Annotated in this window: 14 protein-coding genes; 4 read left to right on the top strand and 10 right to left on the bottom strand. The window is 58.2% G+C overall.

Annotated features, from left to right (window positions below):
* Nucleotides 1-130 precede the first annotated feature (130 nt).
* Together AB1L30_RS14120 and AB1L30_RS14115 are read right to left on the bottom strand one after the other, a co-directional pair.
* Nucleotides 131-1,024, bottom strand: a complete 894-nt coding sequence (locus AB1L30_RS14120; protein WP_367014070.1) for a hypothetical protein — start codon at nt 1,022-1,024, stop codon at nt 131-133.
* Complete coding sequence (locus AB1L30_RS14115; RefSeq protein WP_367014069.1) at nt 1,021-1,815, bottom strand: hypothetical protein; 795 nt, start codon at nt 1,813-1,815, stop codon at nt 1,021-1,023. The genes AB1L30_RS14120 and AB1L30_RS14115 overlap by 4 nt, the downstream gene beginning before the upstream one ends.
* A gap of 137 nt (nt 1,816-1,952) precedes the next feature.
* Here AB1L30_RS14115 and AB1L30_RS14110 point away from each other — a divergent pair, with 137 nt between their 5' ends.
* The gene (locus tag AB1L30_RS14110) at nt 1,953-2,099 is read left to right on the top strand and encodes a hypothetical protein (RefSeq protein ID WP_367014068.1); all 147 of its coding nucleotides are present in this window, start codon (nt 1,953-1,955) and stop codon (nt 2,097-2,099) included.
* Here AB1L30_RS14110 and AB1L30_RS14105 read toward each other — a convergent pair.
* The 7 genes from AB1L30_RS14105 to AB1L30_RS14075 form a co-directional block, all read right to left on the bottom strand.
* A complete protein-coding gene (locus AB1L30_RS14105) occupies nt 2,096-3,016 on the bottom strand; it encodes a hypothetical protein (RefSeq protein WP_367014066.1) in 921 nt (306 codons plus the stop codon). The two genes, AB1L30_RS14110 and AB1L30_RS14105, sit on opposite strands and share 4 nt — an antisense overlap.
* 21 nt (nt 3,017-3,037) lie before the next feature.
* Entirely contained in the window at nt 3,038-3,898 is an 861-nt protein-coding gene (locus AB1L30_RS14100) for a hypothetical protein (protein WP_367014065.1), read from the bottom strand.
* A 31-nt stretch (nt 3,899-3,929) separates the two neighbouring features.
* On the bottom strand, nt 3,930-4,772 hold the full coding sequence (locus AB1L30_RS14095; protein ID WP_367014064.1) for a hypothetical protein: 843 nt from the start codon (nt 4,770-4,772) through the stop codon (nt 3,930-3,932).
* A gap of 19 nt (nt 4,773-4,791) precedes the next feature.
* Nucleotides 4,792-5,640 carry a hypothetical protein gene (locus tag AB1L30_RS14090; RefSeq protein WP_367014063.1) on the bottom strand — a complete coding sequence of 283 codons (849 nt, stop codon included), beginning with the start codon at nt 5,638-5,640 and terminating at the stop codon, nt 4,792-4,794.
* Between the two features lie 30 nt (nt 5,641-5,670).
* A complete protein-coding gene (locus tag AB1L30_RS14085; RefSeq protein ID WP_367014062.1) occupies nt 5,671-6,513 on the bottom strand; it encodes a hypothetical protein in 843 nt (280 codons plus the stop codon).
* A gap of 168 nt (nt 6,514-6,681) precedes the next feature.
* Nucleotides 6,682-6,909 carry a hypothetical protein gene (locus AB1L30_RS14080; protein WP_367014061.1) on the bottom strand — a complete coding sequence of 76 codons (228 nt, stop codon included), beginning with the start codon at nt 6,907-6,909 and terminating at the stop codon, nt 6,682-6,684.
* 410 nt (nt 6,910-7,319) lie between these two features.
* Nucleotides 7,320-8,621 (bottom strand): WG repeat-containing protein, encoded by a 1,302-nt coding sequence (locus AB1L30_RS14075; protein ID WP_367014060.1) that lies wholly within the window; start codon nt 8,619-8,621, stop codon nt 7,320-7,322.
* A 247-nt stretch (nt 8,622-8,868) separates the two neighbouring features.
* Here AB1L30_RS14075 and AB1L30_RS14070 point away from each other — a divergent pair, with 247 nt between their 5' ends.
* The 3 genes from AB1L30_RS14070 (at nt 8,869) to AB1L30_RS14060 (ending at nt 10,579) form a co-directional block, all read left to right on the top strand.
* Nucleotides 8,869-9,384 (top strand): hypothetical protein, encoded by a 516-nt coding sequence (locus AB1L30_RS14070; protein ID WP_367014059.1) that lies wholly within the window; start codon nt 8,869-8,871, stop codon nt 9,382-9,384.
* 225 nt (nt 9,385-9,609) lie between these two features.
* Nucleotides 9,610-9,921: a hypothetical protein gene (locus AB1L30_RS14065; protein ID WP_367014058.1), complete on the top strand. Its 312-nt coding sequence runs from the start codon at nt 9,610-9,612 to the stop codon at nt 9,919-9,921.
* 244 nt (nt 9,922-10,165) lie between these two features.
* Nucleotides 10,166-10,579, top strand: coding sequence for a hypothetical protein (locus tag AB1L30_RS14060; protein ID WP_367014057.1), 414 nt, complete (start codon nt 10,166-10,168; stop codon nt 10,577-10,579).
* Between the two features lie 129 nt (nt 10,580-10,708).
* On the opposite strand, the gene AB1L30_RS14055 is transcribed toward AB1L30_RS14060, so the two are convergent.
* On the bottom strand, nt 10,709-11,212 hold the full coding sequence (locus tag AB1L30_RS14055) for a hypothetical protein (protein WP_367014056.1): 504 nt from the start codon (nt 11,210-11,212) through the stop codon (nt 10,709-10,711).
* Between the last annotated feature and the right edge of the window lie 287 nt (nt 11,213-11,499).

Raw genomic sequence — 11,499 nt, 5'->3', positions numbered from 1 at the left:
CCAAGGGAGAGGGTTAGGGTGAGGGTTGGGAAGCTGGTACCTGGGTCGCCCCTCACCCTAGCCCTCTCCCCGAAGGGGCGAGGGGACCGGAAGCGGGAGGTGCATCTTGACGCACCTTTCTTTGCGGCGTTCAGCCATCGGGGAAGAGGCACAGCGTGATCGCGTTCGGGCCGGCTTGGATCGCCTTGATGGCTTGATCGTCGTCGGCGTCGTACTCCGGTGTCCAATAGATGGTCAGCGTCTGGATGCCTGACTGGCGGAGCGCTTCCAGCGGAAGGTTGGCAGGCTTGCAGGGCACGGCCAGGACTTCCAGCTTGCCGGCGGCCAGCCGGGCAATCGTTTCTGGGGGAAGCGTTCGGGCCGAGTCGGCCGGCCAGCGATCGTCGACGATCTCGTTGCGTTGTCCGCGGATGGACAGCGAAACGAGTTCCGGCATCTGCGCGATCGCGCGAAGGCTCGCTTCATCGATCATCGTCGTGTCGAGCCACAGCCCTTGCAGGTTCGGACAATCGGCCAGCTTCGCGACCCCGTCCGGCGTGACGCGGCTTCCCATCAGCGAAATGCTCTTCAGCTTCGCGCTGCCCGCCAATCGCGAAAGCACGCGATCGTCGACCAGGGTGTCGGACAGCACGAGGTTCTCAAGTTCGTCGAGCGAGTTCGCCCCCAACAAGTCATCGCTGGTGAGCGTGGTTTGAGGAAGTTCCAAGATATGCAGCGTCTTGCACCGCTGCACGTCGGCGATCAGCTCTGGCGAAAGGACGATCCGGCCATCTTCGCGCGGCGGTGGAAAGTTGTCGGGCTCGATCCGAACGACGGTCACCTCCATCACGGTTTGACGAAACAGTCCCTGGTGCGTGCCGATGAACTTGCCGACCGCCAGGCCATACCCTTCCAAGCGGATGCTGAGGGCCTTTTCGTCACGCGGAATCATCGCCAGAACACAAGCCAGCAGCACCGCCGCCACGGCGACCAGGCCGAACAGTCCTTTCAGCGAAAGGCGAAATGGAAAGGGACGCTGGGTCATGGGTTGGCTCGGGCGTCGGCGAACTCGGGCGGGCCGAAGTTGACGCGGCACTCGGTTTGGTGGCGAGTGGTTTGCAATGTTTCGATCACCAGGCGATCGGCCGCGTCGAGGGGTTGCGGGCAGAAGAAGTTAATGTTGTAAAGGTTGGACTTCAGCAGCGATTCGACCGGCAGCGACGAAGGCTTGCAGGCCACCCACAAAATATCAAGTTCGCTATCGGCCAGACAAGCCAGGTAGCGCGGCTCGAGCGGACCACTTTCGATGTGCAGAAAGTGAAGCTGCGGCAGCTTGGCGATGACCGGCAGAAACGACCCGGTCACTTCGGGCCCACCCACTTCCAGGTGCATCAGTCCCTGGCAGCCGGCCAGCTTCCGTAAACCGGCGTCGGTGACGCGGGTGCCATGAATGTCGAGCGTGCCGAGCGTGTTGTTGGGGGGAAGCTGGTCAAGGAAGCGGTCGTCGATCGCTGTATTGGAAAAGGAAAGATGCCGGATTGTTCGCGTCTTGAGCGCGGCCAGGTCTTCGCTACGAAGGTTGCAATCTTCCAGCTGCAGCGTCCGCAAGTTGCCGCAAGCCTGGATCGCGGCGATCGCCTCGCGATCAAGCGGAAGCGGCGGGCTGTCGGGAGAAAACTCTTGGGAAGATCGAGCGAAGTAGATCTTGGTGACGATGGTGCGGGTGGTCCATGGCAGACCCCAGTAGGATTCATACGCGACCTGGACGTCGAACCCTCTTTCGACCAGCAGTTCCGCTTCGGCCGCGTCGTCGTCAGATGGCGTGGTCCATACCACGAACCCAGACGCCAACCCCGCGACCGCTACGAGGCCGAGCAAGGTTTTTAGCGAAATTCGAAACGAAAAATGGTGAAAAATCATTGAAAGCTCAGAGTTTCGGCATAGTTCTCCTGGGGTTATAAAACGAACGAGCGATGTTGTCACGTAATTTGCGAGTCGCCGGCTGGACGATCCCTGCTCCGATTGTGACGACTGAGCTAGCACATGCCGCAGCGCGAAGTGAGCTACATGAAAGCGGCTGCAAAGTGGTCCAGCAGCGCACGCAATGCGGCGGCGTTTAAAAGGTGTCGCGTGGACCGACAATGTCGACGCCCACCTGTCGTTGGAGTTCGGCGATTACGGCGTCATCTTCGGCATCGAGGGGCTGATGCCAGATCACGGAAACGCTGATGATCGACGATTGCATGAGGGTATCGACCGGCAACTGAGAAGGTTTGCAGGGCACGGTCAGAAAACGGATGCTCGTCTGAGAGAGAAACGCCAGGTCTTCTGGCTGCACCTGGCCATCGACCAGATGTAGTTCCTTCAGGGAGGGAGCCGCGGCCAGGTGATGCAGATCTTCGCCGGTCAGGTTCGTTCCGCCGATCCACAGATAGGCCAACTTCGGACAGGTTGCCAGATCTTGAAAGCAGTCGCCGGTGACGCCAGGGCCTCGTACCCACAAACTTCTTAAATGGGGCGAGCCGCGCAGATGCGATAGCCCCACTCCCGTGACGAACGTGTGTCGCAGGTCGAGTGTGAGAATCGGGTTGCCGTCCAAGGCCTGCAGGAAGCGGTCATCAACGGCGGTGTCGATCAGCGCGATGTGGCGAAGGTACGGCAACCGCAACAAGGGTAACACGTCGTCGGATTGAATTTCGGAATCGCTCAGCGCGATTTCTTCCAGAAATTGACAATGTTGCAGTTCGTCGAATACCAATGGATTGGGCACCGAAAGGCCGTTTCGCCGAGTGCGAGGGAAAGGTCGCAGCGTATGCGTCGCGCGAACGATCCTTCCCTCCTTCGACCAAGGCAAGCCGTACACGTTTCTGATTTCAAGATCGACATCGAGTCCCGCTTCGCGGAGCGCCTTCGCCCGAGCAGCATCTTCATCGCGTGGCGTCGTCCAGACAACAAACCCCAGCAAAAGAGCCACCGCCATCACCAGCACGAGCAGTGCTTTCAGCGAAAGGCGGAAGTGGCTTTGGCGTTGGTTCATGCGAGGGAGGCTTCAGGCGGGTTAGGGATTGGTGGTGATTCCGCGCGGTTCTCGCGAGCACTTGATCTCGAAGCGGCTGTCTCGGATCGCGTTGACAAACTGCCAGTCTTCTTTGTCGAAAGGCTCGGGCGAGGTGAAGATGATATCGTAGAGAAAGGAACGCTGGAGGGCTTTCAGTGGAAGGGCCGCTGGCTTGCAGGGAACTGTCAGTGAGACGACCGGCATCGCCCTCAGGTGCACCAGGTGCTGTGGATCGATCGCGTTCCCGCTGAATGTCAGCGTGGTCAGTCGGCGATGCCGATTGAACGCTGGGAGAAATGATCCGGTGACCTGGGGACCACCGACATGCAGCGACATCAAATGCGGACAGGTCGCCAGATGCTTCAGTCCTTCGTCGGTGACTTGGGTGCCTTGCAGCTCTACTTGCATCAGCCATTCGCGATCGCGAAGTGCCGCCAGAAAGCGATCGTCGACGGCGGTATGGGCCAGATGATAGGTTTCGAGATGGGGCGATTGAAGTTTCAGAAGATCGTCGCTGGTGACGCGACAGCCGGTGAGGTCAAGCGTCGCCAAGTGGCGACAACTTTGAATCGCCGCGAGGGTCGATTCGCTCAACGTGCGCCGCGGTGGATTCTGGGGATCGACCGTTTGCTTGAATTCCAGAGAAATGCCCGTGATCTTTGTCGCCGCCGACCAGGGAAGGAAGACTTGGTCGACCGTGCTGACCACGTTAAATCCCTGGGCCAGCAGCAAGCGGGCCTTGGCAGAGTCGTCATCGCGCGGCAACGTCCAAGCGACGAACCCAAGCAGCAGCCCGACCAGCGCGATCAAGCCGAGAAAAGTGTTGAGCGAAATACGAACGTGGCGCAAGCTGCGGATCATGACGGTTCAAGTGTCGAAAGGCTGGTCAGGATTACCCTGGGTTATACACGTCGAACACCGACATCGCACGCTTCGGGTCACTTTTCTGGAAGGCATCGATCACCGCCTGGTCTTCGTCGTCGAGCGGCTGTTGCCAGTGCAGAACGACCGTGACGAGCGTCGAACGAAGCAAGGCGTCGATCGGTAGCTTCGATGGTTTGCACGAGACGTTCAGCGTATCGAGCTGCATCGATTCGACCACCGCCAGATCTTGCGGATCGATCGGGCACTCGTTCAGCGAGATCTGCCGCAGCGACTTGACGCCGGCCAGGTGTTTCAAGCACGCCGAAGTCGCCTTCGAGCCGCTAAGATCGAGATGGGTCAGCCGGGTGCATGTCGCCAGATGAGCGACGCCCGCATCGGTGATGTCGGTCTTTCTCGCCTCGAGGATGAAGAGGTCCGCGCTGCCGGCCAGCGGCGGCAGCGCGCGATCGTCGATCGCGGTGTGCGACACCTTCAGCACTTCCAGTTCGGCGAAGTTGGGCAACCGCAACAGGTCGGCGGTCGTGATCGAGCTGTGGGGCAAGTCGATGAACTCCAGGTGTTCGCACTGCTGGATCTTCTCGAGCATCTCAGGCGTCAGCACCACCTTGCCACCGGGTCCCAATTTTGGGAAGTCCTTCGTAGGAAACTGGAGACGATGAATTACGGTCTGGCTGTTTGGTCCCTGGATGGTACCGACGACGAAGCCATGCTCCTTCAGCCAGGCAGCCCGCGCGGCGCCTTCGTCGCGCGGGGTCATCCAGACGTACAAGCCCAGCCCAGCACCGATCAGGGCGATGGTCAGCATCAGGGTCAACAGTGACCAGCGAAAGACTTTGGGGCGTGCGTTCATGAGGGGAAGCCGTGTGGGGTTAGTGGAAGCTCGGCAAGATTTGAACCTGGCGGCCGCTGCCGGAACGCGTCAGGGCGTCGCGGTTGGCTCGGTCTTGTTCGTCCCAGCGACCATCCCAGATGATCGAAATCTGCTGCAGCGAGGTGGGACCCAAGATGTCGACCGGCACGTCGGACGGCTTCATCGAAACGCTCAGAAACAGCACGTTCATCTCCTGCAAAGCGACCAGGTCTTGGGGATCGACCTGGCAGTTATATAGGTGCAGTGCTTCCAGCGACTTCAGTCCGGTCAGGTCTTTCAGACAAGCGCTCGTCACGTTCGGCCCGCCAATCTGCAGGCGGCGAAGATTCGGCAGCGTGGCAATCCTTTGCACTCCATCCGGCGTGACCTGGGTGCTGTCGACACCGAGCGATTCGATCGTTTGGCTACCTTCGATCGCCTCGAGCAAGCGGTCGTCGACGTTCGTCCGGCCAACTTGGATCACGCGTAACTGATCGAGGTTCGGTAGCTGCAACAAAGCGTCGGTTGAAAGCGAACTGCCGGCCAGGCTCAGTTCCTTCAAGTGACCGCATTGCAGCAGCAGGTCGATAAACGGCTGATCGAGCACCACCTTGCCATCGACCGGATCGGTCGGGAAGTGTTTCAGATCGAGCATGATCCCATCGACGACGCTATGAGGAAGCTGCCCCGAGTTAATGCCGGCGTGCGACTTCATGTCGACCTGGACGTTGTAGGGCTGAAACGCCTTCACCAAATGAGCCTCGCTGCGGGTGCGAAAGAAGAGCACCGCGAAGATGATCAGCGGAATCGAGACGATCAGGGCCAAAACAATCGGTAACGTACGACCAAAATAACGGGACTGGCTCACGGAAGAAATCCTAAGTTGCAAAGGGGGAGGTTAATACCACGAAGCCGCGACATCGACTAGGATGCCACGGGAACGAAGTGTTTCGAGTGCGGCCTGATCGGCTTCGTCGAGCGGTTGATCATCAATGAAAAACAACTGAAGGCCTGAGGGGTTCGGCATCGCCTCGACTGGAAATGCCGACGGTTTGCAGGCCACCGTCAGCGTGAGGTTCGGCATCCCAGTCAAGGCGGCCAGATCGTCAGCATGGAATGGGCCGCTTACCAGATGCAATTCCTGCAAACGCTTCAGGTCGACCAGGTCCGCCAGGCAGGCAGTGGTGACATGCGGACCACCGATCGTCAGAAACCCCAGGTTGGGCAACCGGGCGATATGCCGGATGCCCGCGTCCGTGATTGGAGTGTTGCCGAGGTTGAGCTCGTCTAGCGCTTCGTTCTGCTGTATCGCTTGCAGCAGGCGATCGTCCACGTTGCTACCGGGAAGCCAAATCACGGTTAGCTCGCTGAGAAACGGCATCGCCAGCAGGTCTTCCGAGCGGAGCGAACAGCTATCCAACGCAATCACCTTTAAGCCGTGGCACTGCTGCATCGCGGCGACCACCGCAGGAGGCAACTGAGCTTGTCCGTCGACGATATCGCCTTGAAATTCGGTGTGCTCCATGGTCACCGCACTGGCGACCATCGACTTGGACCAAGGCCACAAGCGGGACGACTTCCATTCGTAGAAGACAGAGATGCCATGCTTCTCAAGAAGTTCGATCTGCGCCGAATCGTCGCGCGGCATCGTCGCGATCACCAAGGCACACGCGCCGGCAACCAACGCCACCAACAGCAGCAAAGTCCTCAGCGACCACCGGAATGCAAGAAGACGAAACAACAAAAACCTGGCAACGAAAACGAACGGCGAAACGTGTTAAAGTGGCCGGTATCATAACCTATCACGCGGAACGATGGGGACTCTATGCGCTAAGAATTGATGCTTTATGGTGAATCGTTATATGATAGGACGACTTGGCCAATAGACAGCCGTGACGGTGCGTCCGGTTCATTCCGCATGGGGGAACGCCGTCCGTTTCTCGTGGGCGGTTTCCTCGAGCGTTCCGTGATAGAACCATTCCGATCGGCCATTCGGTTGCAGCAGCAGGCGGCTGCCGAAGATGAGGCCGAAGTAGAAGAGGAAGAACCGCAATATGTAAACCGACGGTGGGGCGTTCGTTCCGGAAGCGATACCAGCCAGTAGCGTGCTGAGGACGAAACTTATCAGCAGAAGCATGGTCGACTTCAGGTTGGGACATTCCGACCACGCGACCGGCGCGAGGGTTGAAAGGGCGAATCGCGTCACGAACGTGAATAGCTCGAGAAGTAAGTGACGGAGAAGTTACTTTCCGCAGAATGGATGAGGGACGCAAGGCCAAGCAGCGCGACGGTCAGTATTAGGGAGCCCTGAAAGGACCATCGTGCAAGGTCGAAGGATGGAGCGAGCGTTGCGGGTCAGACTAAATTGCCACCGCAGAACGACCAGGAAACAAGCCTGACCGGTCCCGGCCATGCTCCCAAGTGGGGCAATCTTCAAGGCGAACGCCAACAAGCCGTTGATCACCACTCCCAGAATCAGCCGCAGCATTTCAAGCTTTCGTTCACGCTACGGCCTGCGTGGCCAGTCGCCCTGATGCCAGCCATGCATCACTGGATGTGGCTGGTGCGGGGGAGTTGCCAGATCCAGAGACCGTCGCGGTGGAGATAGCCGGTCGGACCATCTTTGATTTCCACCCACGCCAGGTTTCCGTGGAAGTAGGTCGACTTCGCCAGGTCAGGCAGTGGCCGCAGCAGGTTACCGGTGCGGTCGATGATGCCCGAAAGGTTCGAGTCGGTATGAATGACAAACGCGATCCCATCTTGAAACGCACCGATATATCGGAATGCAGGTTGGACGCTCCATTCCCCTTCCGGGTTCACGAAACCATACTTGCCATCGAGTCGGGATGGGGCGAGCCCTTCGTGCATCAGGCCGTAGCTGCCATCTTCGACGTTTCGCAATTTGTTGCCATCGATATCGATGAGATACCGTTGGGCCTGGCCGTTCCCGAGAACCATCGCGATCCCTTCGTCAAACGGATGGGCCTCGGCGAACCGCGGCTCGATTCGCATGGTTCCGGTCGCGTCGATATAGCCCCACGAACCGTTGAGCATCACGGCTGCCAGGCCATTGCTGAAGTGGAGCGCGTTCTCGTAAATCGGTTCGATCACCAACTGACCCTGGCGATCGGCATAGCCAAACTTGGAACCGCGCGACACGACGATCAGGCCTTCCTGAAAGAAGTCACGCGGCACGATGTCGGCCGGGGCCTGCCACATCTCGTAAGGATCATACAGCATGTCGGGGCAAAACGGAGAACGGTGACTCGCGCCACCACCGAAGGGCAGCTTCGGGTCAGATCGCTCGAACTGGTGGATGGCGAACAGCGACTGGCCGAGGTTCGTGACCCCTTCGACATGGCTGGCCGGGGGATCGAACGAAATGAGTTCCGACCCCGACAACATCACCCAGCGCTCCGGCGAGTGCAGCAGCAACCCCTGCTGACCAAGCGATTGCCCCTGACCCCAGGTCGACGTGGGACCATGGATCCCCCAGGAAACGTTGGGGTAAGGAAGCCCGACCTGCAGCACACCTTGGCTGTTGATGGCCTGCCACTGGACGTTGTCGCCATCGGGCCAGGCAGTCGGAATGGGATAGATCCAGTCGAACCGCTGCTGCTTGTCTTCGATCGCCGCGTGCGGATGGATGTGCTTCACCGAGCGAATCGACGAGGGCGCCGGCTGGGGCGCTGGCACGTTCGCGGCGACCGGTTTGGGTCGGCTCGAAGCGGCCGACTGTGGTGGATTGATCGAAAATCCGCAGCCAAAGATCGCGATCACACCAAGCATTACCATGGCGACTGACAGGCACAATCGCCGCATGGTTATGGTTTGCCAAAACGGTTTCATCTCGCTCGCTTCCCTCGACTGACGTTCGTTCTCAGATCCATCGAATTTCAAAGATAGGTGGCCGGACGATCGGTTCCGCCTGTGGTGTCGTTCGCCTCGGCACGATCAATATTCGAGCAGAATATGTGGAAATGTGCAAAAAGGATGCGGGTATCTTTTTTGAACCGATCGTAACTGACTGGCGTCTCCCAAGTTAAGGCGACGATTATACCCCTTTCAGGCCGTTTGTTAACAACCTTAGAAACGCATGCCTTTTCGAAATCACCCATTTTCGTATGTCGGACCGGCCGAAATCGCCGCCGACGCCCGCCAATCGGATCCAGGCTTTCCGATCGTTACGCCGGTAGACCTGGCAAGCTGGAGAAGCTCGCAGGCAGCCGAGATCGATGCCGAAGGGAACCTGACGGCGACCTACACGATTGGCCTGGACGACCGGCTGCGGCTGGCATCACGGCGGTCCGAGCATGTCGCGTGTGCTGCCGGCGGACCGGTCTGGGGAGCCGGCGAAGTGACCTTCGACGCGTCGGGCAAGGTGGTCGCGATCAGCAACTACTCGACCGGTTTCTGCCCGGAAGCGAAGTGGTCGTGGCCGAGATGCCAACAGGTGCTCGACCAGATCGGCCTGCCCCACCCTGGGAAGTTCACCACCGAAGTCATCTTCCGCCGCTGCCCTGCCTGCCACGAGCGCAACGTCGTGAAAGATGACTACTACGCCTGCGACCTCTGCGGCTGCGCCCTGCCGGCGATATGGAACTTTGGTTGATGCAGAGAGCGTCGTAGATGGAAGTGGCGATTGTGAATGTTAATCGAAATCAGACTGGAATCGTCTCTTGGGACCTTGCCCAGTGACCAGCGAGGTTGGAACCTACGAAATGCCGTGTTTCATTGAATTGCGGCACCCCAAATGTTCATTCCGCTAGTTGCCGCCAGGGTGTTTCTGGCGGCAATGCTCTTAGGTAAGTTCGTTTCGTCAAAAAAGGACGCTCCAATGAACGAAGAATCGGACAAGAACGATCGTGAGTCGAATAGCCCACATACCAATGGTCCCGAACTACCCGAGCAGGATCGTGATAGCGAAGCAGGTGATGAACGGCCTGGTGGCCCTGGATCTCATGAGCGAATGATCGATGGTAGACGCTACTTCTGCACGCCCAAAGTTGATGGTCGGACGTACGTTCCACCAGGCCGCACCGAACCTGACGAGAACGGGAATGAGTATTGGTGTGTGCCTTACGAGATCGCTTTTCCTGACCGTCAGTTCGATCAAGGTGGACGAAAAGACCCAAATAACATCGACTAACGGAACATTCGTGAGGTAGGCGCGAACCGTCTGACCAAACAGCTGGTTGTCATGGAAAGAGAGCGTGATCAGGGGTAATCCGCCAAAGCAACCTGCCACCAACTTCGCGCTGGCGGGCTGGCCGTGGCAGGCTTAAGATGAGGGGCGCGTGATTCTTTGTGTTGGGCGGCACGCTGACGGGCGGCGGTTCGTGGCGATGTCGCAGCTGTGGCACGCATCCTTTGGTGAAAAAGGAAACGGAAAAATGTCAGACGGACGTTGTATTAACGCCACAGGCGAAACCATTCTGGTTTATGGGCCCAAATCTGCGACTACTCCTCAGGACAAGGACAACGCACTCTATCGCTTGCCGAGTTCACGAAAGACACCGGATGGCTGGGATTGCGATGGTATCTATGTTCCGAACGATCGTACCGCAGATCAGTTGTTGGGTTCCGACATAGCTGGGCCGGTAGCGATCAAGTACGTCGGGCTTCTTTCGTTCGAGATTGAACGAGATGGGACGAAATACAAACTGCCTGGCAACCAAGGAGCCTTTCGTCCGTCCGAGACATGCTGTCCTTCTGACTTTCCGAACTGTGTGTGCTGGGAGATTCCCGATCGGTCGCATGAAGAATTCGCTGGTTATCCCGAGGTTCCGGGCCACCTGCCTGCATAATATATGAGCGCCGGTGGACAACATGATTACGATCCGCACCGACTCAAATCACATTGGCCCGAAATCGCTTATGTCGCTAACTGCCGAACCTAATGTTCCCATTTGGTTCGCATCTTCAATCACGGATCGCTAAGGTTCCGTCTCCGATGGCTCGTGACTTGCCGCGACCAGTTTCCAGATCACCGGCGCGTCGGTTGGCATGATAAGCCCTGGTGCGTGGGGCAGATCCGAGACGGCGATCGTTTGCGTCAAAGGCTCCCCATCGTCGATCGAGGAAACGACCAAAATTCCTTGCTCAGGCGGAATCAGCGGCTGGCCATCGATCAGGACGATCGGGCCATCGCGCGAAGACTTATCCAAAGAAAACCAGGCGGGGAAATGATCTTCAGGAAGCATCGCTTCGGAATGAATCTGCGACAAGACAATCACGTGGACACCATCCTTGTCGTGCAGGAAGCCTGAGCGAATCAAAGGATACTTACCAGCCGCAGCATCGCGGATGAACCAAAAATGGGGCTGCGTCTCGCCAGTCAGCAGCGGCCCCCAGCGCGTCACCATGAAAGCCAACACCGCCACCACGCCAATCGCCAACAACATCTGCCGCATCGAGAACGACTTGAAAGTCTTAATCAACCTGCCTCCGATGGGGACGGTGAAAATGGAACGCCCATTGATGATATGCGATGCCCCTTGGATAACGTGATCCATTGCCACCAAGGTAACGTCTTGTTAGAAGAGAAGCGAGTATTGTGGAATCGAACGAGGCTGGTGAGTTGGTGGTGAATGGTTCCCAGATTTCAGTTGGGATTGGTGTGCCTAGCCAAGATGCTTCGACAGACGGAGCGCGAGTCCGACGAGTGTGCCTTGCCTAAGAGTATGGCTTTCAGGTAGCACTCCTTTGTGAATCCTCGCCAGATCTT

It is taken from the genome of Bremerella sp. JC817, from assembly GCF_040718835.1.
In the GTDB taxonomy this organism is placed as follows: domain Bacteria; phylum Planctomycetota; class Planctomycetia; order Pirellulales; family Pirellulaceae; genus Bremerella.
The sequence above is the reverse complement of the archived record's forward strand: the minus strand, read 5'-3'. Positions and strand labels throughout refer to the sequence as shown.

Bases quoted from the DNA above. Each gene is read 5' to 3' on its own strand.
- AB1L30_RS14070 (WP_367014059.1), top strand. From the start codon at position 8,869: ATGCCTTTTCGAAATCACCCATTTTCGTATGTCGGACCGGCCGAAATC.
- AB1L30_RS14080 (WP_367014061.1), bottom strand. From the start codon at position 6,909: ATGCTTCTGCTGATAAGTTTCGTCCTCAGCACGCTACTGGCTGGTATC.
- AB1L30_RS14120 (WP_367014070.1), bottom strand. From the start codon at position 1,024: ATGACCCAGCGTCCCTTTCCATTTCGCCTTTCGCTGAAAGGACTGTTC.
- AB1L30_RS14075 (WP_367014060.1), bottom strand. From the start codon at position 8,621: ATGAAACCGTTTTGGCAAACCATAACCATGCGGCGATTGTGCCTGTCA.
- AB1L30_RS14105 (WP_367014066.1), bottom strand. From the start codon at position 3,016: ATGAACCAACGCCAAAGCCACTTCCGCCTTTCGCTGAAAGCACTGCTC.
- AB1L30_RS14095 (WP_367014064.1), bottom strand. From the start codon at position 4,772: ATGAACGCACGCCCCAAAGTCTTTCGCTGGTCACTGTTGACCCTGATG.
- AB1L30_RS14065 (WP_367014058.1), top strand. From the start codon at position 9,610: ATGAACGAAGAATCGGACAAGAACGATCGTGAGTCGAATAGCCCACAT.
- AB1L30_RS14100 (WP_367014065.1), bottom strand. From the start codon at position 3,898: ATGATCCGCAGCTTGCGCCACGTTCGTATTTCGCTCAACACTTTTCTC.
- AB1L30_RS14060 (WP_367014057.1), top strand. From the start codon at position 10,166: ATGTCAGACGGACGTTGTATTAACGCCACAGGCGAAACCATTCTGGTT.
- AB1L30_RS14110 (WP_367014068.1), top strand. From the start codon at position 1,953: ATGTTGTCACGTAATTTGCGAGTCGCCGGCTGGACGATCCCTGCTCCG.